A 24,676-nucleotide genomic window follows, 5' to 3' on the forward strand; every position below is an offset into this window, starting at 1 on the left:
CCGCAGCCGTGGCCTGCTCAGAGTGAGGAATCACATGCACCACCGCCACGAATACGCGGTTTCCGTCGAATGGACGGGCAACCGCGGCACGGGCACGTCCGGCTACCGGGACTACGGGCGCGACCACATCGTGCGCGCGGAGGGCAAGCTCCACGAGCTCGCGGGCTCGAGCGACCGCGTCTTCCACGGCGACCGTGAGCGCTGGAATCCGGAGGAGCTGCTGCTCGCGGCGCTCAGCCAGTGCCACCTGCTGAGCTACCTGCACGTCGCGTCGTCCCGCGGCATCGTCGTCGTCGGCTACACCGACGAGGCGACCGGCACGATGGAGCAGACCGCGAACGGCGGCGGCCACTTCACGGAGGCGACGCTGCGTCCCGTCGTGACGATCGCGGCGGGCGACCCCGCCGTCGCCCTCGAGGCCCACCACGAGGCCTCGGAGAAGTGCTTCATCGCGGCATCGGTCAACTTCCCCGTGCACCACGAGCCGCGCATCGTGCTCGCGGACGACCCCGCGAACGCGTAGCCCCGCGCCGGGCTAGGTGGCGGGCGCCGACCGGCTGTCGAGCTGCGAGTACAGCTCGGCGCGCTGGGCGTCGAGCGATTTGAGCTCCTCGATCTTCGCGTTGTACGCGTCGACGTCGGCGTTGAGCTGCACGCGCTCCTGCTCGAGCGCCTCCTGACGCTCGAGCAGCTTCGCGCGCTCGCGCTGGAACGCCTCCTGCGAGGGGAAGGCGCCCACGGTGTCCGCGCGGCGGTTGAAGTCCTCGATGTCGGTGTCGAGCTCGGCGATCGCCGCGTCGTAGGCGGCGGAGCGCTGCTCGAGGTCGGCGAGGCCCGCGTCGAGCTCCGCGCTCAGCTGCTCGATGCGCGCCGAGTACTCGTCGATCTGCGCCGTGCGCGCCTTCTCGAAGGCGACGACGCGGGAACGGTCGGCGAAGATCCGCGCGTAGTGCTCCTCGAGCTCCGCGGGCAGCTCGAGGTAGCCCGTGCCGATGCGGGAGTGCCACTCGTCGGCGTGCTGCTTCTCGGCGTAGCCCGCGACCGTCGCGATGTTGGGGTCGCCCTCGGGCAGCGACGCGACGACCTCGGCGACGATCGCGTCGACGCGCGCGCGGTCGTCGCGCGACATCCGGTCGTACACGGCGTGCAGCAGCTCGTGCGCCGCGGTCGCCTCGACGGTGCCCGAGAGGCGCTCGTCGGTCACCTCGTAGATGAAGATGCCGCCGCCGCCGTAGCAGCCGAGCACGACGCCGCCCTCGAGGGGGCAGTGATCCTGGAAGTCCGTCGCGCCGTCGAGCTGAGGTCGGCTCGCGAAGAAGATGCGCCGCCCGGTCTCGGTGAGCGTGAGGTCGACGGCGAGCTGCTCGATGCGCTCCGGCGGCGGCTCGGTCCAGACGACCCACTGGTCCGCCCACGCCTGCCGGTTCTGCGGGTTCCACGGCGCGGCGATCGCGACGGCGACGGCGAGCGCGGCGACGAGCACTGCCGCGATCCAGCGGCCGGCGCGTCGACGCCGCCGCCGCGGGCGCAGCAGGGGCGCCCCGGCATCCGGGCCCTCGTCGGGCTGCGGGAACGGGTCGGTCACCGTGGGGATGCGGTCGGCGGGAGCGTCGGCCATGTCGTCCTCGTGCGGGGCGGCTTACAGGGCGGCGAGGGCCTCTTCGAGCACACCCGCCGCGTCGTCGATCAGCTCGTCGCTGATGACGACGCTCGGGAGCAGCCGCAGGACCGAGTCCCACGATCCCGCGTCGAGCGGGATGACGCCGTTCGCGGTCGCGTGCCGCAGCACGGAGGCGAGAGCGGGGGCGTTGGGCTTCGTCGTGCCCGGCTCGACGAGCTCGATGCCGAACATGGCGCCCTTGCCGCGCACCTCGCCGACGACGTCGAAGCGCTCGGGCCAGTCCCCGATGCGTGCCCGGATGCTGCGCTCGACGCGCTGCGCCTCGGCGATGAGCCCGTCGCGCTCGATGATCTCGAACACCTTGAGCGCGGCGGCCGTCGAGACGGGGTTGCCGCCGAAGGTGCCGCCGATGCCGCCGGGCTGCACGGCATCCATGATGTCGGCGCGGCCCGTGACGGCGGCGAGGGGCAGACCGCCCGCGATTCCCTTCGCGGTCGTCACGAGGTCGGGCACGACGCCGTGATGCTCGATCGAGTACCACGCGCCCGTGCGCGCGATGCCGGCCTGGATCTCGTCGGCGACGAAGACGATGCCGTTCTCCTCGCAGAAGCGCTTGATGGCGGCGAAGTAGCCGGGGGCGGGGATGACGATGCCGCCGTCGCCCTGGATCGGCTCGGCGAAGAAGGCCGCGACCTCGGAGGCGCCGATGTGGGTCTCGATGTAGTCGATCGTGCGGGCGGCGGCCTCCTCGCCCGTGAGCCCGTCGCGGAACGGGTACGAGACGGGGACGGAGTACAGCTCGCCCGGGAAGGGGCCCATGCCGGCGCGCTCGGGCCACGGGCGGTAGGTCATCGCCATCGTGAGGTTCGTGCGGCCGTGGAAGGCGTGGTCGAGGCTCACGATCGCGCGGCGTCCGGTGAAGCGGCGCGCGATCTTGACGGCGTTCTCGACCGCCTCGGCACCCGAGTTGACGAGGATCGTGTGCTTCTCGAAGTCGCCGGGGGTGATCTGGGCGAGCTTCTCGGCGACGCGCACGTAGTTCTCGTACGGCGTGACCGTGAAGAGCGTGTGGGTGAGCTTCGCCGCCTGCTCGGCGACGGCCTCCGCGACCTCGGGATGCGCGTGGCCGATCGTCGTGACGCCGATGCCGCAGCCGAGGTCGATGAGCTGGTTGCCGTCGACGTCGACGAGGATCGCGCCCGAGCCGTGGTCCATGTAGATGTTGGCGAGGGTCCCGGCGCCACGGGAGACGGATGCGACCCGTCGTTCCTGGAGGGCGCGGGACTGGGGGCCGGGGAGTTCGGTGACGAGCTTCCGCTCCTGGGGGACGCTGAAGGCCATGCCCTCGAGTCTAGGCGGCGTCTGCTGGGGTCCCGCCGGGCGCGGCCGCGCGATGCACCCCGATGCACCCCGATACACACCTCGCACCGAGGAACCATGGGGCAGGATGGAGCCTCCTGCTTCGCACCCCGAGGAGTCACCGTGCCCCGCGTCCTTCCCGTCCTGACCGTCGCCGCGCTCGCGGTCGCCCTCGCCGGGTGCACCACCGGCGACCCCGACACGGGCTCGACGCCCGACCCCTCGGCCTCCGCATCGGGCGAGCGCGTGTGCGCCACGCCGGGCGACGGCACCGACAAGGTCGACGTGACCGGCGAGTTCGGCGCCGTGCCGACGGTCGTCGTGGACTCGCCCATCGAGGTCGACGACACGGAGCGCCGCGTGCTCATCGAGGGCGAGGGCGAGGCGGCCGCCTACGGCGACACCGTGCGCGTCGACTTCACCCTCTACAACGGCACGACGGGCGAGGCCGCCACCCAGACCGACTACGCGGAGGGCGCCCAGGCGCAGTTCGTGCTCAACGAGGCCGCGTTCATCCCGGGTCTCGTGAAGACGATCGAGTGCTCGAAGCCCGGCGCCCGCGTCATCGGCGTCGTGCCCGCGGCGCAGGCCTTCGGCGAGAACGGCCTCGCCGACTTCAACATCTCGGCGGGCGACACGGTCGTGTTCGTCGTCGACGTCGTGTCGGTCGACGCTCCGCTGCAGCCCGCGGAGTGGACCGAGAACGTGCCGACCGTCGAGCGCGACGCCGACGGCATCCCGGTCGTGACGCTGCCCGAGGGCGCCGCGCCGACCGAGCTGCTCGCGACCGTGCTCGAGGAGGGCGACGGTGCGACCGTCGTCGCCGGCGACAGCGTCACCCTGAACTACCAGGGCACGAGCTGGGAGAAGAACGAGATCTTCGACCAGAGCTTCGGCGGCGACCCCGCGACCTTCGCGACGACGCAGGTCGTCCAGGGCTTCGGCGCGGCCCTCGTCGGGCAGAAGGTCGGCTCGACCGTGCTCGTCGTGATCCCGCCGTCGCTCGCCTACGGCGACGACCCGCAGGCGCACCAGCTCGGCGGCCAGACGCTCGTGTTCCTCATCGACATCCTGGGCGTCAACGGGGTCTGAGCGCCTCGGCCGGTCACGGCCGCTCGCTAGGCTCGCGGCATGAGTCGTCGCCGCGTCCTCGTCCTCGGATCCACCGGATCGATCGGCGTCCAGGCCCTCGAGGTGATTGCGGCGAACCCCGACCGCTTCGAGCTCGTGGGCATGGCGGCGGGGCGGAACGCGGATGCGCTCGCCCGCCAGGCGGCCGAGACGGGCGTCGCGCGCACGGCCCTCGGCATCGACGAGGCCGTCGCGCTCGTGCGCGAGCTCGAGGCGGATGTCGTGCTCAACGGCATCACGGGCTCGGTCGGCCTGGGGGCGACCCTCGCGGCGCTCGAGACGGGCGCGACCCTCGCGCTCGCCAACAAGGAGAGCCTGATCGTCGGCGGTGAGCTCGTGCTCGCGGCCGCGGCGCCCGGCCAGATCGTCCCCGTCGACTCCGAGCACTCGGCGCTCGCCCAAGCCCTCCGCGCGGGGGAGCACGGCGAGGTGCGCCGCCTCGTCGTCACGGCATCCGGCGGCCCGTTCCGCGGGCGCTCGCGGGAGGAGCTCGCGGCGGTGCGGCCGGAGGACGCCCTCGCGCATCCGACGTGGGACATGGGGCGCGTCATCACGACGAACTCCGCGACGCTCATCAACAAGGGCCTCGAGGTGATCGAGGCCCACCTGCTCTTCGGCATCCCGTACGACCGCATCGACGTCGTCGTGCACCCGCAGTCGATCGTGCACTCGATGGTCGAGTTCGTCGACGGGTCGACGATCGCGCAGGCCTCGCCGCCCGACATGCGGCTGCCCATCTCGCTCGGCCTCGACTGGCCGCACCGGGTGCCGGGAGTCGGCGCGCCCATCGACTGGACGATGGCGCAGCAGTGGACGTTCGAGCCGCTCGACGACGACACCTTCCCGGCCGTCGCGCTCGCGCGCCGCGTGGGTGAGCTCGGCGGCACGTTCCCCGCGGTCTACAACGCCGCGAACGAGCAGGCCGTCGACGCCTTCCACGAGGGCCGCGTGTCGTTCCTCGGCATCGTCGAGACCGTGCGGCGGGTCGTCGACGCGCACGAGCCCGGGCCTGTCACCCTCGAAGGGGTTCTCGCCGCCGAGCGCTGGGCGCGCGACGAGGCCGATGCGCTGCTCGCGGAAGGGGTCGACGGATGACGAGACGGTTCTTCGCGGGATCGGCTGCGGCCGCGCTCGTCGCGGCGGTGCTCACGGCTGTCGGTCTCGCGTCGCCCGCGGCGGCGTGCGCGTGCGGCGCCCCGACGCCGCCGGGAGGGATCAGCGTCTCGGTCGGCGAGGAGCGCGCCATCGTGACGTTCGACGGCGCGGTCGAGCGCATCGACCTCGTGCTCGACATGCTCGCCGACGGCGCCGACACGGGCCTCGTCATCCCGACTCCGACGCCCGCGACGGTGAGCCTCGGCGAGCGCTCGCTCTTCGAGGCACTCGAGCGGCAGACCGCGCCCCGCGTCGAGTACGTCGAGGATTGGTGGGGCGGCATGGGTGACGGCTCGGCCGGCGGCGCCCCCGAGGTGCTCTCGGAGGTCGATCTGGGGCCCATCTCGGCCGTCACGCTCGCCGCATCCGACGCCGCGGGCCTGCAGGCCTGGCTCGACCAGAACGGCTACGGCATCGACCCGGCCGTGCAGGCGCTCTTCGCCGACTACATCGCGCGCGGCTGGTCGTTCGCGGCGTTCAAGCTCACGGGCGAGGAGCCCCTCGACGGCGCGCTCGACCCCGTGCGGCTCGAGTTCCCGGCGACCGACGTCGTCTACCCGCTGCTGCTGTCGCAGGCGGCGCAGACGCCCCAGACGGTGCGCCTCTACCTCTTCGGCGACGACGGCATGCAGGCGACGTTCCCCGACGGCACCGTCGCGGGCGAGGTCGTGTGGGCGGGCCGCGTGACGCAGGCAGGGCTCACGCGACTCGGCGCGTACCTCACGGTCATCGAGGCCTACTTCTTCGACCCCGCCACCCAGATCACGGGCGACCTCACGATCACCTCGACGGGTGCGCGCGACGACTTCACGCCCGTCGAGACGCGCGTGAAGTACGTCGACATCGGGGGAGTCCCGCTGGGTTACGCGATCGCGGGCGTGGCCTCGGTGTTCGGCCTCATGCTGCTCATCGTGGTCGTCGGCGCGATCGTGCACGCGCGCTCCGAGAAGCGGCGGCGGCGGGCCTACTAGCCGCGCGGCGGCGCAGGGCTCGCGGGCACTTCGCGTGCACACGGCGCGCGCATAGCCCCGCCTCGGCACGCTCCCAGCGCGTGTGGCCTAGGGTTTCGCCGTGGAAACCGTGCTGCTCTACGTGCTCGGCGTCGTCATCGTCGCGATCGGGCTCGCCCTCTCGATCGGTCTCCACGAGATCGGCCACCTCCTCCCCGCGAAGCGCTTCGGCGTCAAGGTCGGCCAGTACATGATCGGCTTCGGGCCGACGCTGTTCTCCCGCCGCAAGGGCGAGACCGAGTACGGCGTCAAGCTCATCCCGCTCGGCGGCTACATCTCGATGGCGGGCATGTACCCGCCCGCCCGCGAGGGCGAGGGCGCACGCACCTCGAGCACGGGATTCTTCGACACCCTCGTGCAGGATGCCCGCGACCAGTCGGCCGAGACGGTCACGCCGGGCGACGAGGAGCGCGTCTTCTACAAGCTGCCCGTGCACAAGCGCATCATCATCATGCTCGGCGGACCCGTCATGAACCTGCTCATCGCGATCGTGCTCTACGCCGTCGTACTGTGCGGTTTCGGCGTGTACCAGTACTCGACGACACTCGGGAGCGTCAACGAGTGCGTCGCGACGGATGCCACGCAGACCGAGTGCACTCCCTCCGACCCCGCAGCCCCCGCCGCCGAGGCGGGCCTCCTGCCCGGCGATCGGCTCGTGTCGATCGCCGGCACGGAGGTGACGGACTGGGACCAGGCGAGCGGCATCATCCGCTCCCACCCCGAGGAGACAATCCCGTTCGTCGTCGAGCGCGACGGCGAGCTCCTGACGCTCGACGTGACCCCCATGCTGAGCGAACGGCCCGTCGTCGACGACGCCGGGCAGGCGGTGCTCGACGAGGACGGCGAGGTCGTCACGCGTGAGGTCGGCTTCATCGGCGTGGGGCCGGCGACCGAGAAGGTTCAGCTTCCCGTGACGGCCGTGCTGCCCGCCGTGTGGGACAACTCGGTCGGCGTCGGCAAGATCATCGTCACACTGCCGCAGAGGCTCGTGCAGGTCGCGCAGGCGGCCTTCGGGGGCGACGAGCGCGACCCGAACGGGCCCATCAGCGTCGTGGGCGTCGGACGCCTCGCGGGCGAGATCTCCTCGCTCGACGCGGCGCCCGTCGCCGATCGCGCGGCGAGCCTCATCCAGATGCTCGCGGCCCTCAACGTGGCGCTCTTCGTGTTCAACCTCATCCCGCTGCTCCCGCTCGACGGCGGGCACGTCGCCGGGGCGATCTGGGAGGCCATCCGCCGCGGCGTCGCGAAGCTGCGGGGCAAGGCCGATCCCGGTCCCATCGACATCGCGCGCTTCATCCCCGTCACGCTCGTCATCGTCGCGGTGCTCGGCATCTCGAGCGCGCTGCTCATCTACGCCGACATCGTCAACCCCGTCACGCTGCAGTAGCCCCTCGCGAGCGTCGGGGGGCGGTGGCAGGATGCCGCCATGGGCGATGAGCTGCGCGTGGTGCCCGCGAACGAGGCGAGCTGGCACGAGCTGCAGACCGTGCTCGGTGCGCGCGGCGAGGCCGCGTCGTGCCAGTGCCAATGGTTCTTCCTGCGCGACAAGGAGTTCACCCCGATGCCGCGGGAGGAACGGGCGGCGCGCTTCCGCGAGCAGACCGCGTGCGGGCATCCGCACGCCGAGACGACGAGCGGCATCGTCGCCTTCCTGGGCGACGAGCCCGTCGGGTGGTGCGCCGTGCAGCCGCGTGCCGACTACGTGCGGCTCGCACGCATGCGCGTGCCCTGGGCGGGGCGCGAGGAGGACCCGGGCGACGACGGCGTGTGGGCGATCGTGTGCTTCGCGATCCGCTCGGGCTACCGGCGGCAGGGGGTCGCGACGGCGCTCGCGATCGCGGCCGTCGAGCACGCGCGCGCCCGCGGGGCTCGCGCGGTCGAGGGCTACCCGAAGCAGCTCGCGCCCGGCAAGGAGGAGATCTGGGGCGAGCTCTACGTCGGCACGCCCGGCATGTTCGAGGCTGCCGGCATGCGCGTGGTGTCGCGTCCGACGTTGCGTCGCCTCGTCATGCGCCGCGACTTCGCGTGAGCCGTCAGGCAGGAGCGGCGGCTCCGGTCGCCGTGCCGAGCAGCTCCGACTGCACGTGGCGCAGGCGTTCGCGCAGCGCCCCGACGAACGCCTCGATCGCCGGCTGCCGGAAGGTGTCGGAACGGGCGACGAGCCAGTAGGGGAGCGTGCGCGCGATGCGGTCGGGGAACAGGCGCACCAGGTCGGGGTGCCGGTCGGCGAGGAAGCACGGGAGCAGCCCGAAGCCCGCACCCGCACGCGTCGCCTCCACGTGCACGTAGACGTTCGTGCTCGTGACGGCGTCGAACATCGCAGGGATCGTGCGGCGCGCATCGTCGAGGCTGTCGACGTGCAGCATCGACTCGATGAAGTACACGAGCGGCTTTCCCGTGAGCGCGCTCGGCGACTCCGGTGTGCCGATCCGTTCGAGCAGCTCCCGGCTCGCGTAGAGCCCGAGCACGTAATCGGCGAGCTTGACGGCCTCGGCGCGGCGCACCTCCGGTCTCCCCACGACCACCTCGAGGTCGGCGGCCGCGCGCTGCCGCGAGGCCTGCCGTGTGACGGCGACGATCTCGAGCGCGAGCTGGGGGTGCCGCGCGCGCAGCTCGGCCATCGCGGGCGCGGCGATGTAGCCGCTGAACCCGTCGGTGGCGGACAGACGGATGAGGCCCGCGAGCTCTCCGCCCGGCTCGGCGCCCGTGAGGCGGCCCATCGCGCTCTCGACCTCGCTCGCGACGGCGACGGCACGCTCTCCGAGGGGCGTGAGCATCCATCCGGCGGGGCCTCGCCGCAGCACCGGACCGCCGAGGGCCGACTCGAGCGAGGCGATGCGGCGCGCGATCGTCGTGTGGGTGACGCCGAGTTGCTGGGCGGCCGTCGTGTAGCGGCCCGCTCGAGCGACGGCGAGCAGCACGAGGAGGTCGTCGGGGCTCGGGGGGAGCGTGGAGAAACGAGCATCCATATGTGCAAGATCGCACAGTCTCCCGCCGATTGCGAGCGCTTGTTGTGCACTAACGTGCACAGCATGCAAGGTGGCACGTCGGAGCTGACGGGGCGCCGCGCCCTCATCACGGGCGGCGGCAGCGGGATCGGAGAGGCGTGCGCGCGCGCTCTCGCCGGCCGAGGCGCCCACGTCGTCGTCGCCGACGTCGACGCTGCGGCCGCCGAGCGCGTCGCCGCGGAACTCGATGGCGAGGCGTGGGTCGTCGACCTCACGGACACGCCTCGTCTCGAGGGGATGCGGCTCGACGCCGACATCCTCGTCAACAACGCGGGCATCCAGACCGTCGCCCCCATCGAGCAGTTCGACCCCGAGCGGTTCCGCCTCATGCTCGATCTCATGCTCGTCGCCCCGTTCCTGCTGATCCGGGCCGCGCTGCCCGAGATGTACGCGCGCGGCTGGGGTCGCATCGTCAACGTGAGCTCGGTGCACGGCATCCGGGCGAGCGCCTACAAGTCGGCCTACGTCACCGCGAAGCACGGGCTCGAGGGGCTCTCGAAGGTGACGGCGCTCGAGGGCGCGGCGCACGGCGTGACGAGCAACTGCGTCGATCCCGGCTACGTGCGCACCCCGCTCGTCGAGAAGCAGATCGCCGACCAGGCGCGCGTGCACGGCATCCCGGAGTCCGAGGTCGTCGAGAAGATCATGCTCACCGAGGCGGCCGTCAAGCGCCTGCTCGAGCCGGCCGAGGTCGCCGACCTCGTGGCGTGGCTGTGCGGGCCGACTTCCGGCATGGCGACGGGCGCCTCCTGGGTGCTCGACGGCGGCTGGAGCGCCCGATGACGACCGTCGCGACGTGGCGGGCGGATGCCGTGCCCGTCGAAGGCGGACGGCTCGCCCTCGGCGTCGCGGGCGACGCGGACGGCCCCGCCGTGCTCGCCGTGCACGGCACGACCGCGAGCCACCGCGCCTTCACGGCCCTCGCGCGCCGCATCCCCGACCGCCTGATCGTCGCGCCCGACCTGCGGGGCCGCGGACGCAGCTCGGAACTGCCCCCGCCCTACGGCCTGCGACGCCACGCCGAGGACCTCGAGGCGGTGCTCGACGGCATAGGCGACGAGCCGGTGACGGTCGTCGGGCACTCGCTCGGCGCCTTCGTCGCGGTCGCTCTCGCCGCTCGGGCGCCCGAGCGCGTCGCGCGACTCGTGCTCGTCGACGGCGGGATGCCGCTCCGGCCCACGACCGGTCGCCCCGTCGAGGAGGAGGTCGCCGCCGTGCTCGGCCCCGCGGCCGAGCGTCTCCGCACGGTCTTCGCGGGTCGCGAGGAGTACCGGGCCTTCTGGCGCGCCCACCCCGCCGTCGGGGCAGCGTGGAGCGCCGACCTCGAGGACTACGTCGACTACGACCTCGTCGAGGCGCCGGACGGGTTCCGCCCCGCGACGGCCGAGCGCGCCGTGCTCGACGACGGAGCCGAGCTCTACGGGCCGGACTGGTATCTGGAGGCGCTGCGCGGCATCCGCGTGCCCGTCGTCCTGCTGCGCGCCCCGCGCGACCTGCTCGACCGCGAGGGCGGGCTCTACCCGCCCGGAAGCCTCGACGACTCGACGCGCCTCGTGCCGCAGCTCGAGCTCGTCGAGGTCGCGGGCGTCAACCACTACACGATCCTCTTCGACGGCCCCGGCCTCGACGCGGTCGTCGCCGCCGTCACCGCACCCACCGAACCGTGACCCCCCGAACCGTGAACCACCGAACCGTGAACCACCTGAGACCCGAGACGAAGGAGTCCCGATGACCGCCACCGCCACCCTCCTCGACGGCATCGTCGCGCACCGCGTGACGACGCCCCGCCTGACCGCGAACGTGCTCGAGCGCCCCTCCGACGGGGCGACCGACACCGTCGTCTTCGTGCACGGCAACGTGTCGTCGTCGCTCTTCTTCCAGCCGCTCATGCGCGAGCTCCCGGCGCACCTGCGCGCCCTCGCGATCGATCTGCGCGGCTTCGGCGAGAGCGAGACGCTCCCCGTCGATGCGACGCGCGGTGTGCGCGACTTCTCCGACGACGTCGCGAGCGTGCTCGACGAGCTCGGCATCGCATCCGCTCACCTCGTCGGCTGGAGCATGGGCGCGGGCGTGCTCATGCAGCTCATGATCGACCGCCCCGAGCTCGTCACGACCGCGACGCTCGAGGCACCCGTGTCTCCTTACGGCTTCGGCGGCACGGGCCACAGCGGCGTGCTCCTCACCCCGGATGCCGCGGGCACCGGAGGGGGAGCGGCGAACCCCGACTTCGTCGCGCGCATCGACGCGGGCGACACGGGCGACGAGGCGCAGACCTCGCCGCGCGCCGTCTACCGCAGCTCCTACGTCAAGCACCCCGAGTCGATCGCGCACGAGGACCTGTGGGTCGCGTCGATGCTCTCCACGAAGACGGGGGAGACCAACTACCCGGGCGACCTCGTCGCATCCGAGAACTGGCCCGGCTTCGGTGCGGGCACGCGCGGCGTGCTCAACACCATGGCGCCCACGCACTTCGACACGACGGGCATCGTCGACATCGCCGCGAAGCCGCCCGTGCTGTGGATCCACGGGACCGACGACGCCATCGTCTCCGACGCGTCGTTCTTCGACCTCAACTACCTCGGCAAGCTCGGCGTCGTGCCCGGCTGGCCGGGCGACGAGGTCGCGCCCCCGCAGCCCATGAAGCAGCAGATGCGCGAGGTGCTCGCGCGCTACCGCGACGCGGGCGGCGAGATCACCGAGCTCGAGCTCCCCGACTGCGGCCACGCGCCTCACCTCGACCGTCCCGCCGAGTTCCGCGCCGCGCTCCTCGAGCACATCGCGCGGTGAGCCGTTCACCGGCGCCTCTCGGCGAGCGGTCCTAAGCTGGACCAGTGCCTGCTGTGAATATCGGGATGCCGAAGCCTCCGCCCGAGGTGCTGGCTCCCCGTCGCAAGTCCCGCCAGATCAAGGTCGGGAAGGTGCTCGTCGGAGGCGACGCCCCCGTGAGCGTCCAGTCGATGACGACGACGCCGACGACGAACATCAACGCGACGCTCCAGCAAATCGCCGAGCTCACGGCATCCGGATGCGACATCGTGCGCGTCGCCGTGCCGAGCCAGGACGACGCGGATGTTCTGCACATCATCGCCAAGAAGAGCCAGATCCCGGTCATCGCCGACATCCACTTCCAGCCGAAGTACGTGTTCCAGGCGATCGACGCGGGCTGCGCGGCCGTGCGCGTGAACCCGGGCAACATCCGTCAGTTCGACGACAAGGTCGGTGAGATCGCGAAGGCTGCGAAGGACGCGGGCGTCTCCCTGCGCATCGGCGTGAACGCGGGCTCGCTCGACAAGCGCCTGCTCGAGAAGTACGGCAAGGCCACGCCCGAGGCGCTCGTCGAGAGCGCCGTGTGGGAGGCGAGCCTGTTCGAGGAGCACGACTTCCACGACTTCAAGATCTCGGTCAAGCACAACGACCCCATCGTCATGGTGAAGGCGTACCGCATGCTCGCCGAGCGCGGCGACTGGCCCCTCCACCTCGGCGTGACGGAGGCCGGCCCCGCCTTCCAGGGCACCATCAAGTCGGCGACGGCGTTCGGCATCCTGCTGTCGGAGGGCATCGGCGACACCATCCGCGTCTCCCTCTCGGCGCCGCCCGCCGAGGAGGTCAAGGTGGGCCTGCAGATCCTGCAGTCGCTCAACCTGCGAGAGCGCAAGCTCGAGATCGTGTCGTGCCCGTCGTGCGGTCGCGCCCAGGTCGATGTCTACACGCTCGCCGACTCGGTGACCGAGGGGCTCAAGAACGTGACCGTGCCGCTGCGCGTCGCCGTCATGGGATGCGTCGTCAACGGCCCCGGCGAGGCGCGCGAAGCCGACCTCGGGGTCGCCTCCGGCAATGGCAAGGGCCAGATCTTCGTGAAGGGCGAGGTCATCAAGACCGTGCCCGAGGCCGAGATCGTCGAGACCCTCATCGCCGAGGCGCGTCGCATCGCCGACGAGATGGGCGCGGACGCCCCCGTCGGCGAGCCCGTCGTCGTGACGAGCTGACGCCCCGGGAACGTTGGGTAGCGGATACCGGGCGCGCCCTCGTAGCGTGACCGCATGGTCCAGCGCCCTCTCCTCGCGCTCGCCGCGGCGGCCCTCGCGGCATCCGCTCTCTCGGCATGCGGCCCGACGGCGCGCACGTGCGTCGACTGGGTCGTGTTCGACGACGCGCAGGGCGCGTTCGACGAGGCGACGCTCGTCGTGATCGGCGTCGCGGACGAGGCCGACGGTTCGATCGAGCTGCTGCCCGGCCCGGGCGAGCTGCACCGCGTCGACGTCGAGCGCGTGCTCAAGGGCGAGCTCGCGGTCGAGGAGCTGCGCGCGGCGGCCCCGCGCGACTACTGCGTCGCCGAACCGCCGCAGCCCGCCGACGACCCGATCCCGGCGGGGGAGCGCGTCATCCTCTTCCTGCACCCCGCGAGCGCCGACCCGGAGGCGGTGCGGCCCGACGACCTCGCCGAGGTCGAGCATTGGGCCGGGCTCACCCCGCAGTGGACCGCGATCCGGCTCCTCGAGGGCGAGGACGTGCCGTTCGACACGGGCGGGTGAGTCCGCGCGGCTAAAGTTGACGCGTGCCCACGCTCCTCTCCCAGCTCTTCGTCCGCACCCTGAAGGAAGACCCCGCCGACGCCGAGGCGACGAGCCACAAGCTGCTCGTCCGCGCCGGCTACATCCGCCGCCAGGCGCCGGGTGTCTTCGCGTGGCTGCCGCTGGGGCTGCGCGTGCGCGCCAACATCGAGCGCGTCATCCGCGAGGAGATGGCGGCAGCCGGTGCGCAGGAGGTGCTCTTCCCCGCGCTGCTGCCCCGCGAGCCCTACGACGCGACCGGTCGCTGGGAGGAGTACGGCGACAACATCTTCCGCCTCCAGGACCGCAAGGGCGCCGACTACCTGCTCGCCCCGACGCACGAGGAGGTCTTCACGCTCCTCGTGAAGGACCTCTACTCGTCGTACAAGGACCTGCCGCTCACGATCTTCCAGATCCAGGACAAGTACCGCGACGAGGCGCGTCCCCGCGCGGGCCTCCTGCGCGGCCGCGAGTTCACGATGAAGGACGCCTACTCCTTCGACTACACGGATGCGGGGCTCGACCTGTCGTACCAGGCCCAGCGCGACGCCTACGAGCGCATCTTCGCGCGCCTCGGTCTCGAGTACGTCATCGTGCAGGCGGATGCGGGCGCCATGGGCGGGTCGCGCTCCGAGGAGTTCCTGCACCCGACACCCATCGGCGAGGACACCTTCGTGCGCTCGCCCGGCGGCTACGCGGCGAACGTCGAGGCGTTCACGACCGTCGCCCCCGAGGCGCTGCCGATCGACGGCCTCCCCGAGGCGGTCGTGCACGACACCCCGAACACGCCCACGATCGCGACGCTCGTCGACGTCGCCAACGCGCAGGTCGCGCGCGACGACCGCGCGTGGACCGCCGCCGACACGCTCAAGAACGTCGTGCTCGCGCTCACGCACCTCGACGGCACCCGCGAGCTCGTCATCGTCGCCGTGCCCGGTGACCGCGAGGTCGACATGAAGCGCGCCGAGGTCGCGTTCGCGCCCGCCGAGGTCGAGCCCGCGACCGAGGCCGACTTCGACAAGAACCCCGCGCTCGTGAAGGGCTACATCGGGCCCTGGTCGCCGACCGGGCCCGTCCTGGGGGAGGAGTCGGCATCCGGCATCCGCTACCTCGGCGACCCCCGGGTCGTCGACGGCACGAGCTGGGTCACGGGCGCCAACGTCGAGGGCAAGCACGTCTTCCACCTCGTCGCGGGCCGCGACTTCACCTTCGACGGCACGGTCGAGATCGCCGAGGTGCGCGAGGGCGACCCGGCGCCCGACGGCTCAGGCCCCGTCGAGCTCGCGCGCGGCATGGAGATCGGCCACGTGTTCCAGCTCGGCCGCAAGTACGCCGAGGCGCTCGGGCTCAAGGTGCTCGACGAGAACGGCAAGCTCGTGACGGTCACCATGGGCTCGTACGGCATCGGCGTGACGCGCATCCTCGCGGCGATCGCCGAGACGACGGCCGACGACCGCGGTCTCCTGTGGCCGCGCGGCATCGCGCCGTTCGACGTGCACGTCGTCGCGACGGGCAAGGACGACGTCGCCTTCGACCTCGCCGCGAAGCTCGCGGGGGAGCTCGAGGCAGCGCGCTTCGAGGTGCTCTACGACGACCGACCCAAGGTCTCGCCCGGCGTGAAGTTCGGCGACGCGGAGCTGCTCGGCGTGCCGACGATCGTCATCGTGGGCCGCGGCGCCGCCGACGGCCTCGTCGAGCTGTGGGACCGCCGCACGAACGAGCGCACCGAGGTGGCCGCAGCGGAGCTCGTGGCGCGCTTTCAGGCGTCGCTCTAAGCGGCGAGCCCGAGCTCCTCGGCGAGCTCGACGCGGATGCGGTCGCGCTCCTCGACGAGCCACGGCACGCCGTCGAGGAAGGCGAACTTGTCGGCGACCGTGCCCGAGCCCTCGGTGACGTCCTCGACGACCCACGTCATGAAGGTCTCGGCGAAGTCCTCGACGACGTTCGACGCGGCGTAGTCGCTCACGAAGTCGTCCTCGTAGGCCTCGTAGAACGCGTCGATCTCGTCCTGGTCCTCGCCCGGGATCTCGTCGCCGTAGCCCGCCCAGAACTCGGCCCGAAACGCCTCGAGCACGGAGCCCGGCAGCGGGCATCCCTCCCACAGACGCTGCTCGTCGGGGCACTCGCCCGCGGGGTCGAGTTCGTCGACCGCGAGGCTCAGGATGTGGGCGTACTCGTGCACGAGCGTCGCGATGAGGTCGGTGCGGTCCTCGCTCGTCGCGAGGTTCGCCGCGAGGATCCACAGCGACGGGTCGGACTCGTCCTGGTACACGTAGGCGAGCGTGTCGCTGTCGGGCGCGTCGCCGACGCGGAACTGCACGAGGGATGCCGAGGTCGCCTCGGGGGTCGCGATGCGTGTGAAGAGCTCCCAGATCTCGGCGGTGAGCCCGCCCGCGTCGGGGGAGAGGCGACCGGCGTCGTCGACCTCGTAGACCTCGACGGTGCCCCAGTCCTCGTCGTCCTCGACCGCGACGGCGCTCGGGGCGCGATCCGAGCCGGTCGCCGTACCCGGATCCCACCCCGTGACCCAGACGATGGCGCCCGAGACGAGCGCGCCCACGAGCACGGCGGAGCCGATGACGATCCAGAGCAGACGTTGCACGGCTCGACGCTAGCGGCGCACGACAGCACGAGAGGCCGCGCCGAGCGCCCCAGAAGCGGGGCAGAACCCGCGGTCCCTCCCGCGGTCCCTCCCGCGCGCGGAACGCGGAACGGCCGGGTCGAGGGAGTCGACCCGGCCGTCCGGTGAACCCGCGCGCTTACGCGGCGGGGTCGATGAAGGGCTCGATCTGCATCGGCTCGGGGAGCTCGATGACGCCCTCGACGAGCGACACGATCGTCGTCCAGAAGTCGCCCTCCGGGTTCTGGAAGGCGTAGCCGGGCACGAGCCAGGCGTTGCCGTCGACGTCCCACAGCAGCAGGAGCGTGGCCTCGGCGCGGTCGAGCGTCACGGTGACGGTCTCGGGCGTCGGCTCGGGCAGGGGCTCCTCGGTGGGTTCCTCGGCGGGCACCTCGGGGTCCGTCACGGGGGCGTCGGGCTCGCCGGGCGTCGGCTCGGGGAGAACGACACCGGGGTCGCCCGGGTCGCCCGGCTCGGACGTGCCCGGCTCGACGGGTGCGACGGGGTCGGAGCCCGCGCCGGCGCCCGAGCTGTCGGCGGTGTCGCCGCCCCCGGCCTCGCGGGCGAGGCCCGCATCCGCCGCGTACATGACCATGCCGCCCAGGTAGTCGGGGCCGGCCGCGCCGTACCAGCGGCCGTCGGCGATGCGATCGACCGCCGCGACCTGCGACACCGTGTCGAAGCCGCCGCGCTCGACGACCTCGACCGAGTGCCCCGTGGCCCACGAGATCGCGCCGAGCGGCGACCACGCGACGCTGTACTCGAGGGCCGCGGCCGTGCCGTCGACGACGAGGTTCGCGCTCGCGAGCGTCTGCCAGCTGTCGACCGAGACGCGGATGTCGGACTCGGCGACGTCGAGGCCCGTCGCCTCGAAGATCTCGGCGGCGAGGGCGCGCGCCTCCGCCTCGGAGGGCGCCTTCGACTCGGACGCCGGGATCTCGGGCTGCGTGCACTCCGGGTAGGTCGCACCCTCGGCGGCGCCCTCGATCTGCACGTCGACGCACACCGGCGCGGGGTAGGCGCCCGGGTCGTTGTACCACCAGCTGCCCGTGCCCGACCAGCCGAGCGTGATCGAGGGGCCGGTGCCGTCCTCGGGCCCCACGACGTAGCTCGGGTACTGCGGGTCGGAGTACTGCGACTCCTCGGGCGAGCCCGAGACGCCGAGCGCCCGCGCCGCGTCCGCGAGCACGCCCTCGGGGGTGCCGACGCGCTTCAGCTGGTAGACCGAGCCGCGGCCGCCGTCCGAGGAGAGACCGGGGCCCGCGACGTAGCGGTAGTCGACCCACCATGCGAGTTTCGTGTCATTGAGCGCCGCGGCCTCCTGGCCGCCCGCCGAGCCCGAAGCGGCCGCGAAGAGCGGGGCCCGTGGGGCGAGCACTCCCGGCACGACGAGCGCGCCGACCGAGACCGCGGCGATCGCGGTGAGCGAGATGCCGGCGGCCCGAGCGGCACGTCCGCGACGGACGAGACGCGGGGCGCGGCGATCGGGGGCGCCCGTCACGAGCGCGGGGTCGAGCTCGGGGGCGACGGGAGCGGATGCGGCACGCCGGAGGCGGGCCTCGGCGTCGTCGAAGAGGTCGTTCATACCCTGTCTATGTCGCGGGGGCGGCGGATCTTTCACCTGGCGCATCCGGATTCCCGCCGGGCGCGCGCAGGGCGTCGGCGAGTGCCTTCTTCGCGCGGTGCAGACGGATGCTCGCGGCGTTCGCGGAGACGCCGAGCGCGATCGCCGCCTCGGAGACGGCGAGCCCGTCGAGCACGACGTGGGCGAGCACCTCGCGCTGGGCGCCCGTGAGGGAGCGCCAGGCGCGCGCGAGCTCCGGGTCGCCGTCGAAGGCGGCGTCGGCGGCGGGAGCCGCATCCGGGGCCGAGAAGAGGGCGAGCGCGTTCGCCCGCACGGCGGCGCGGCGGCGGTGGTTCGCCACCTGGTACGACGCGATCCGGTAGAGCCACGGCAGCTCCTCGCCCTCCGTGACGGCGCCGCGCTTGCGCCACGCGATCGCGAAGACGTCGGCAGCGAGGTCCTCGACGTCGGCTCGATCGACACGGCGCGCGAGGTACGCGCTCACAGCGGGAAGGTGCCGTCGGTACACGGCCTCGAACTCGGCGCGCGCGTCGGGCATGGTGCCAGTCTGGAGGCACGGGCGGCGGATGTCGTCCCAACGTTCGCGGCGAGCCGGACGTCTCGTGCTCTCTCACGCAGGCTCGGGTAGAGTGGGCGGTCGCGGCATGCAGGGCGATGCCGTTCGAGATCTGAATATCGGAGGCTGACGTGGACATCGACCTCGCCGTTTTGCGGCTCATGGAGCGAGAGCGGGAGATCCCCTTCGACGAACTCGTCCAGATCATCGAGCAGGCCATCCTCACCGCCTACCTCAAGCACACCGGACAGGGCCCCGACTCGGGCGCGCGCGCCGAGCTCGACCGCAAGACCGGGCACGTCGCCATCTACGTCCCCGAGCGCGACGACGAGGGCGAGGTCATCGGCGAGGCCGTCGACAGCCCCGACGACTTCGGCCGCATCGCCGCCTTCGCCGCGAAGCAGGTCATCAACCAGCGTCTGCGCGACATCGGCGACGACAAGGTGCTCGGCGAGTTCCGCGGCAAGGAGGGCGACATCGTCGCAGGTGTCATCCAGCAGGGCCCCAACCCCCGCATGGTGCACATCGACCTCGGCACCGTCGAGGCGATCCTGCCGCCCGAGGAGCAGGTGCCCGGCGAAGAGTACCCGCACGGCCAGCGCATCCGCGTCTACGTCACGAGCGTCGCGAAGGGCCTCAAGGGCCCGTCGATCACGGTGAGCCGCACCCACCCGGGGCTCGTGCGCAAGCTCTTCGCACTCGAGGTGCCCGAGATCGCGTCGGGCGTCGTCGAGATCGCGTCGCTCGCCCGCGAGGCCGGCCATCGCACCAAGATCGCCGTGCGCGCGACCCAGCCGGGCGTCAACGCGAAGGGCGCCTGCATCGGCGAGCTCGGCGCGCGCGTCCGCGCGGTCACGAGCGAGCTCGGCGAGGAGAAGATCGACATCGTCGACTGGTCCGACGACCTCGCGACCTTCGTGTCGAACGCCCTCAGCCCTGCCAAGGTCACGAGCTCGTTCGTCGTCGACCCGAACCTCAAGGCCGTGCGCGCCCTCGTGCCCGACTACCAGCTGTCGCTCGCGATCGGCAAGGAAGGGCAGAACGCGCGCCTTGCCGCGAAGCTCACGGGCGCGCGCATCGACATCCAGCCCGACTCCGTCATGGAGGCGTAGGCCGCGTCGGAGACACGCGACGCAGCGGGCGGCGGCCGACAGGCCGCGACACGCCCGAGCCGGAACCGGAACGGGGGAGGGGGTAGGATGGAACCCGTCAGAACCTGCCTGGGTTGTCGGCAGCGCGCTCCCCGCCCCTCACTCGTGAGGGTCGTCGCGCGCGACGGACGGGTCGCGGTCGATACTGCGGCACGGCTCCCGGGTCGCGGTGCATGGGTCCATCCGGATCTCGGATGCGTCGCGAACGCCGTCCGGAGACGCGCCTTCGGGCGCGCGCTCCGCCAGGAGGGCCCGCTCGACACGAGCGAGCTGACGAACCTCTATCCAGTCCCTGAAGAACAGGCTGAACGGCACATGGACAAGTAATGAGCGGCTCGAAATGAGACCCCTCCACCACTAACGTCCGCTCCTGCCTGGAGCGGAACCCAGACAGGAGAATTGTGGCCAACCCCCGCGTGCACGAGATCGCAGCAGAGCTCGGCATCGAATCCAACATCGCCCTTGAGAAGCTCAAGGAGATGGGCGAGTACGTGAAGTCGGCGTCGTCGTCGATCGCGCCGCCCGTCGCGCGCCGCCTCAAGCAGCAGCTCGAGGCCGACGGCGTCGCCAAGCCCAAGCCGGCGCAGCCCAAGCCGGCCCCGAAGCCGGCCGAGGCCAAGCCCGCGCCCGCGCCCGCCCCGGCCCCCGCAGCCGAGAAGCCGGCCGCGCCCGCGGCCCCGGCCCCGGCATCCGAGGCGCCCGCGGCTCCCGCAGCGCCCGCCGCCGGTGGTGGCGACCGCCCGGCCCCGGCCGCCCCGCGTCCCGCGGGAGCACCGCGACCCGGCGCGCCTCGGCCCGGCAACAACCCGTACGCGCCGAGCCAGGGTATGCAGCGCCCCGGCGCCCCGCGCCCGGGCAACAACCCCTTCTCGTCGACGCAGGGCATGCCGCGTCCGGGCGGCGGCGCGATCCCGCGTCCGGCCGCTCCGCGTCCCGGTGCCCCGCGCCCCGGCGCACCCCGTCCCGGCGCTCCGCGTCCGGGCGCCCCGCGTCCCGGCGCCCCGTTCCAGCAGCGCCCCGGCGGCCCCGGTCGTCCCGGCGGTGCCGGCGGCGGCTTCGCCGGTCGCCCCGGAGGCGGTGGCGGCTATGCCGGACGCCCCGGTGGTGGCGGCGGCCGCGGCCGTGGACCCGGCGGTGGAACCGCGGGTGCGTTCGGCAAGGGCGGCGGCAAGTCCAAGGCCCGTAAGTCGAAGCGGACGAAGCGCGCAGAATTCGAGATGCGGGAGGCCCCGCAGCTCGGAGGCGTCGCGATCCCGCGCGGCGACGGCAGCCGCGTCATCCGCCTGCGCCGCGGTGCGTCGATCAGCGACCTCGCCGACAAGCTCGAGACGCTCACCGGCTTCTCGGTGCAGCCGGGCTCGCTCGTGACCGCGCTCTTCCACCTGGGCGAGATGGCGACCGCGACCGAGTCGCTCGACGAGGCCACCTTCTCGATCCTCGGTGAGGAGCTGGGCTACAAGATCCAGATCGTCAGCCCCGAAGACGAGGACAAGGAGCTCCTCGAGGGCTTCGGGCTCGACCTCGAGCAGGAGCTCGAGGACGAGGACGACGCCGACCTCGAGATCCGGCCCCCGGTCGTCACGGTCATGGGCCACGTCGACCACGGAAAGACCAAGCTCCTCGACGCCATCCGTCAGGCGAACGTCGTGGCGGGCGAGGCCGGCGGCATCACCCAGCACATCGGTGCGTACCAGGTGTGGACCGAGCACGACGGCATCGAGCGCGCCATCACCTTCATCGACACCCCGGGTCACGAGGCGTTCACCGCCATGCGTGCCCGCGGTGCCCAGGTGACCGACATCGCGATCCTCGTCGTCGCGGCCGACGACGGCATCATGCCGCAGACGGTTGAGGCACTGAACCACGCGCAGGCGGCCGGTGTGCCGATCGTCGTCGCGGTCAACAAGGTCGACAAGGAGGGCGCGAACCCCGCCAAGGTGCGCCAGCAGCTCACCGAGTTCGGTCTCGTGGCCGAGGAGTACGGCGGCGACACGATGTTCGTCGACGTCTCGGCGCTCAACAACATCGGCATCAACGAGCTGCTCGACGCGGTGCTCCTCACCGCCGACGCCGGACTCGACCTGCGCGCCAACCCCAACAAGGACGCGCGCGGTGTCGCCATCGAGGCGAAGCTCGACAAGGGCCGCGGCGCCGTCGCGACCGTGCTCATCCAGTCGGGAACGCTGCGCGTCGGTGACGCGATCGTCGCAGGCACGGCCTACGGCCGCGTCCGTGCGATGCACGACGAGAACGGCGACCCGGTCGAGGAGGCCGCACCGTCGCGTCCGGTTCAGGTGCAGGGTCTCTCGACCGTGCCCCGCGCCGGCGACACCTTCCTCGTCACCGAGGAGGACCGCACGGCCCGGCAGATCGCCGAGAAGCGCGAAGCCGTCGAGCGCAACGCCCAGCTGGCCAAGGCCCGCAAGCGCATCTCGCTCGAGGACTTCACCCGCGCGCTCGAAGAGGGCAAGGTCGACTCGCTCAACCTCATCATCAAGGGTGACGTCTCCGGTGCCGTCGAGGCGCTCGAGGAGTCGCTGCTCAAGATCGAGGTCGACGACAGCGTCCAGCTCCGCATCCTGCACCGCGGTGTCGGTGCGATCACCGAGTCGGACATCGACCTGGCGACGATCGACAACGCGATCGTCATCGGCTTCAACGTGCGGCCCGACGTCAAGGCACGCGAGCGCGCCGCCCGCGAGGGCATCGACGTGCGCTTCTACTCGGTCATCTACTCGGCGCTCGACGACATCGAGTCGTCGCTCAAGGGCATGCTCAAGCCGGAGTACGAGGAGGTCCAGTCGGGCGTCGCGGAGATCCGCGAGGTGTTCCGCTCCTCCAAGTTCGGCAACATCGCGGGTGTGCTCGTCCGCTCCGGCACGATCACGCGCAACGCCAAGGCGCGCGTCATCCGCGACGGCGTTGTCGTCGGCGACAACCTCGCCATCGAGTCGCTGCGTCGCTTCAAGGACGACGTCACCGAGGTCAAGACGGACTTCGAGGCCGGTATCGGCCTCGGCAAGTTCAACGACATCCAGATCGGCGACGAGATCGAGACGATCGAGCTGGTCGAGAAGCCGCGCGGCTAGTCATCACGGGTGACGGCGGCTTCGGGGGACGGATGTCCCTTCTGAGTCAAGAGCGGGGGCCCCTTCCCCGATTGACTCAGAAGGGACATCCGACCCCCTCCGCCGCCTGAGTCCTTTTTCCGGCCGCGCTTGCGACCACCTCATCGAGAGGGCAGGAGAGAACAATGGGTGAGAACCCTCGGGCGGCCAAGGTCGCCGACCGCATCCGCGAGATCATCGCGCAGCGCCTCGAGCGGGGGCTGCGCGACCCGCGCCTCGGTTTCGTGACCATCACCGACGTGCGCGTCACGGGCGACCTGCAGCACGCGAGCGTCTTCTACACGGTCTACGGCACCGAGGAGGAGCGCGCGGACTCCGCCGCGGCGCTCAAGGCCGCCACCGGCATGCTGCGCACCGAGGTCGGACGCAACCTCAACCTGCGTCTCACGCCGAGCCTCGAGTTCATCGCCGACGCGATCCCCGAGAACGCCGCCGCGATCGACGCCCTGCTCCGCGAGGCGACCGAGCGCGACAACGAGGCCCGCGCCCTCGCCGCGAACGCGGCCTACGCGGGCGACGAGGACCCCTACGTCAAGCCGCGCGAGCTCGACGACGAGGACGAGGAGTGACCGCTGGGCTGATCTCGACACGCGGCTGCGCTGCTACTCGATCAGCGAGTTGCACGCTGGTTGAGTAGCCCGCGCAGCGGGCGTGTCGAAACCAGCCCCCGGAATGACCCCGCGTCCGCTCGCGTTAGGCCCAGGGTGACACCCGCGCTCTCCGTCCTCGACCTCGTGCCGGTCCGCACCGGCCAGACCTCCGCGGATGCCGTGGCCGCGTCGCTCGCGCTCGCCCGCCTCGCCGACGAGCTCGGCTACGAGCGCTACTGGTACGCCGAGCACCACAACATGCCGTCCGTGGCGTCGACCACGCCGCCCGTGCTCATCGCCGCGACCGCCGCGCGCACCGAGCGCATCCGCGTCGGATCGGGCGGCGTCATGCTGCCGAACCACGCGCCGCTCGTCGTCGCCGAGCAGTTCGCCGCGCTCGAAGCTCTCGCGCCCGGTCGCATCGACCTCGGCATCGGGCGAGCCCCGGGCTCCGACCCCGTGATCTCCGCGCTGCTGCGCGCGAGCGGCCCCACGAGCGAGGTCGACCGCTTCGAGGGGCACCTCGGCGACATCCGCGCCCTCGCCGGAGAGGGCGCGACCGTCACGGTCAACACGCGCGACGGCCTGCGCGACTACGAGGTGCGTGCGACCCCCGCCGCATCCGGTCTGCCGGAGCTGTGGCTGCTCGGCTCGTCCGACTACTCGGCGCACCTCGCCGCCAAGCTCGGCCTGCCGTACGTCTTCGCCCACCACTTCTCGGGCGAGGGCACCGAGCGCGCGCTCGCGATCTACCGCAGCGAGTTCCGGCCCTCCGAGACGCTCGCCGCACCGCGCACCTTCCTCACCCTCAACGTCGTCGTCGCCGACACCGCCGAGGAGGCGTACGCACGCGCGCTCCCATCGCTGCAGAACATGGCGCGCCTGCGCACGGGAAAGCCGCTGCGCCCGCTCGACACGGTCGAAGTCGCCGAGCGCGAGGAGCTCGACGTCGCCTCCCGCCACGTCATCGACGCGATGCTCGAGCGCTGGGTCGTCGACGCGCCGGATGCCGCGGCAGGCCGCATCCGGGAGCTCGCCTCGCGCTTCGGCGTCGACGAGGTCATGGTGTCGCCCGGCGCCGGCTCGCGCGAGCACGAGCCCGCCGGCCGCGCGCTCGGTCGCGAGCGCACGCTCGAGCTGCTGGCCGCGTCACTCGCCGGTTGAGTAGCTGCGGTCTCGAGAGGCGTCCGCTGCGCGGGCGCTCCTCGACCA

At 72.2% G+C, this 24,676-nt stretch carries 23 protein-coding genes; 17 read left to right on the plus strand and 6 right to left on the minus strand.

Translation table 11 applies throughout. The features are described from left to right. Positions 1–34 precede the first annotated feature (34 nt). Positions 35–523 (plus strand): OsmC family protein, encoded by a 489-nt coding sequence (locus H4J02_RS06010; RefSeq protein ID WP_187676176.1) that lies wholly within the window; start codon positions 35–37, stop codon positions 521–523. A gap of 12 nt (positions 524–535) precedes the next feature. Here the strand turns inward: H4J02_RS06010 and H4J02_RS06015 are convergent, their stop codons facing one another. Together H4J02_RS06015 and gabT are read right to left on the minus strand one after the other, a co-directional pair. After that, positions 536–1,618 carry a hypothetical protein gene (locus H4J02_RS06015; protein WP_187676177.1) on the minus strand — a complete coding sequence of 361 codons (1,083 nt, stop codon included), beginning with the start codon at positions 1,616–1,618 and terminating at the stop codon, positions 536–538. A 21-nt stretch (positions 1,619–1,639) separates the two neighbouring features. Then, positions 1,640–2,962: a 4-aminobutyrate--2-oxoglutarate transaminase gene (gabT, locus tag H4J02_RS06020; protein WP_187676178.1), complete on the minus strand. Its 1,323-nt coding sequence runs from the start codon at positions 2,960–2,962 to the stop codon at positions 1,640–1,642. Positions 2,963–3,103: 141 nt separating this feature from the next. Here gabT and H4J02_RS06025 point away from each other — a divergent pair, with 141 nt between their 5' ends. The 5 genes from H4J02_RS06025 to H4J02_RS06045 all read left to right on the plus strand — a co-directional run bounded on the left by H4J02_RS06025 (position 3,104) and on the right by H4J02_RS06045 (position 8,305). Further along, positions 3,104–4,072 carry an FKBP-type peptidyl-prolyl cis-trans isomerase gene (locus tag H4J02_RS06025; protein WP_187676179.1) on the plus strand — a complete coding sequence of 323 codons (969 nt, stop codon included), beginning with the start codon at positions 3,104–3,106 and terminating at the stop codon, positions 4,070–4,072. Positions 4,073–4,111: 39 nt separating this feature from the next. Beyond that, positions 4,112–5,206: a 1-deoxy-D-xylulose-5-phosphate reductoisomerase gene (dxr, locus tag H4J02_RS06030; protein ID WP_187676180.1), complete on the plus strand. Its 1,095-nt coding sequence runs from the start codon at positions 4,112–4,114 to the stop codon at positions 5,204–5,206. After that, positions 5,203–6,237 carry a DUF2330 domain-containing protein gene (locus H4J02_RS06035; RefSeq protein WP_187676181.1) on the plus strand — a complete coding sequence of 345 codons (1,035 nt, stop codon included), beginning with the start codon at positions 5,203–5,205 and terminating at the stop codon, positions 6,235–6,237. The genes dxr and H4J02_RS06035 overlap by 4 nt, the downstream gene beginning before the upstream one ends. A 100-nt stretch (positions 6,238–6,337) precedes the next feature. Further along, positions 6,338–7,663 (plus strand): RIP metalloprotease, encoded by a 1,326-nt coding sequence (locus H4J02_RS06040; RefSeq protein ID WP_222942217.1) that lies wholly within the window; start codon positions 6,338–6,340, stop codon positions 7,661–7,663. A gap of 39 nt (positions 7,664–7,702) precedes the next feature. Next, positions 7,703–8,305 (plus strand): GNAT family N-acetyltransferase, encoded by a 603-nt coding sequence (locus H4J02_RS06045; RefSeq protein WP_187676182.1) that lies wholly within the window; start codon positions 7,703–7,705, stop codon positions 8,303–8,305. Between the two features lie 4 nt (positions 8,306–8,309). Here H4J02_RS06045 and H4J02_RS06050 read toward each other — a convergent pair whose 3' ends face one another. Next, positions 8,310–9,245: a LysR family transcriptional regulator gene (locus H4J02_RS06050; protein ID WP_187676183.1), complete on the minus strand. Its 936-nt coding sequence runs from the start codon at positions 9,243–9,245 to the stop codon at positions 8,310–8,312. A gap of 63 nt (positions 9,246–9,308) precedes the next feature. Between H4J02_RS06050 and H4J02_RS06055 the strand changes: the two genes are divergently transcribed. The 6 genes from H4J02_RS06055 to H4J02_RS06080 all read left to right on the plus strand — a co-directional run bounded on the left by H4J02_RS06055 (position 9,309) and on the right by H4J02_RS06080 (position 15,609). Further along, entirely contained in the window at positions 9,309–10,067 is a 759-nt protein-coding gene (locus H4J02_RS06055) for a 3-hydroxybutyrate dehydrogenase (protein WP_187676184.1), read from the plus strand. Further along, a complete protein-coding gene (locus tag H4J02_RS06060; protein ID WP_187676185.1) occupies positions 10,064–10,951 on the plus strand; it encodes an alpha/beta fold hydrolase in 888 nt (295 codons plus the stop codon). Before H4J02_RS06055 ends, H4J02_RS06060 begins: the two co-directional genes overlap by 4 nt. Before the next feature lie 61 nt (positions 10,952–11,012). Then, positions 11,013–12,071 (plus strand): alpha/beta fold hydrolase, encoded by a 1,059-nt coding sequence (locus H4J02_RS06065; protein ID WP_187676186.1) that lies wholly within the window; start codon positions 11,013–11,015, stop codon positions 12,069–12,071. Between the two features lie 65 nt (positions 12,072–12,136). Beyond that, positions 12,137–13,270 carry a flavodoxin-dependent (E)-4-hydroxy-3-methylbut-2-enyl-diphosphate synthase gene (ispG, locus tag H4J02_RS06070; protein WP_187676187.1) on the plus strand — a complete coding sequence of 378 codons (1,134 nt, stop codon included), beginning with the start codon at positions 12,137–12,139 and terminating at the stop codon, positions 13,268–13,270. A gap of 54 nt (positions 13,271–13,324) precedes the next feature. Beyond that, positions 13,325–13,816, plus strand: coding sequence for a hypothetical protein (locus H4J02_RS06075; RefSeq protein WP_187676188.1), 492 nt, complete (start codon positions 13,325–13,327; stop codon positions 13,814–13,816). Between the two features lie 23 nt (positions 13,817–13,839). Beyond that, entirely contained in the window at positions 13,840–15,609 is a 1,770-nt protein-coding gene (locus tag H4J02_RS06080) for a proline--tRNA ligase (protein ID WP_187676189.1), read from the plus strand. Here H4J02_RS06080 and H4J02_RS06085 read toward each other — a convergent pair. From H4J02_RS06085 to H4J02_RS06095, 3 genes are all read right to left on the minus strand, one after another. Then, complete coding sequence (locus tag H4J02_RS06085) at positions 15,606–16,436, minus strand: NADH:ubiquinone oxidoreductase subunit 4 (chain M) (RefSeq protein ID WP_187676190.1); 831 nt, start codon at positions 16,434–16,436, stop codon at positions 15,606–15,608. The two genes, H4J02_RS06080 and H4J02_RS06085, sit on opposite strands and share 4 nt — an antisense overlap. 157 nt (positions 16,437–16,593) lie before the next feature. Beyond that, entirely contained in the window at positions 16,594–18,039 is a 1,446-nt protein-coding gene (locus tag H4J02_RS06090; RefSeq protein ID WP_187676191.1) for a hypothetical protein, read from the minus strand. Between the two features lie 7 nt (positions 18,040–18,046). Continuing rightward, positions 18,047–18,577, minus strand: coding sequence for an RNA polymerase sigma factor (locus H4J02_RS06095; protein ID WP_187676192.1), 531 nt, complete (start codon positions 18,575–18,577; stop codon positions 18,047–18,049). A gap of 149 nt (positions 18,578–18,726) precedes the next feature. Between H4J02_RS06095 and nusA the strand changes: the two genes are divergently transcribed. The 5 genes from nusA to H4J02_RS06120 all read left to right on the plus strand — a co-directional run bounded on the left by nusA (position 18,727) and on the right by H4J02_RS06120 (position 24,628). Beyond that, positions 18,727–19,707 (plus strand): transcription termination factor NusA, encoded by a 981-nt coding sequence (nusA, locus tag H4J02_RS06100; RefSeq protein ID WP_187676193.1) that lies wholly within the window; start codon positions 18,727–18,729, stop codon positions 19,705–19,707. 87 nt (positions 19,708–19,794) lie between these two features. Next, the gene (locus H4J02_RS06105) at positions 19,795–20,073 is read left to right on the plus strand and encodes a YlxR family protein (protein WP_187676194.1); all 279 of its coding nucleotides are present in this window, start codon (positions 19,795–19,797) and stop codon (positions 20,071–20,073) included. A gap of 74 nt (positions 20,074–20,147) precedes the next feature. Beyond that, entirely contained in the window at positions 20,148–22,835 is a 2,688-nt protein-coding gene (gene infB, locus H4J02_RS06110) for a translation initiation factor IF-2 (RefSeq protein ID WP_187676195.1), read from the plus strand. Between the two features lie 164 nt (positions 22,836–22,999). Beyond that, a complete protein-coding gene (rbfA, locus tag H4J02_RS06115; protein ID WP_187676196.1) occupies positions 23,000–23,443 on the plus strand; it encodes a 30S ribosome-binding factor RbfA in 444 nt (147 codons plus the stop codon). 135 nt (positions 23,444–23,578) lie between these two features. Continuing rightward, positions 23,579–24,628: an LLM class flavin-dependent oxidoreductase gene (locus H4J02_RS06120; protein ID WP_187676197.1), complete on the plus strand. Its 1,050-nt coding sequence runs from the start codon at positions 23,579–23,581 to the stop codon at positions 24,626–24,628. Positions 24,629–24,676: the final 48 nt, after the last annotated feature.

Source organism: Protaetiibacter sp. SSC-01 (assembly GCF_014483895.1).
In the GTDB taxonomy this organism is placed as follows: Bacteria; Actinomycetota; Actinomycetes; order Actinomycetales; family Microbacteriaceae; genus Homoserinibacter.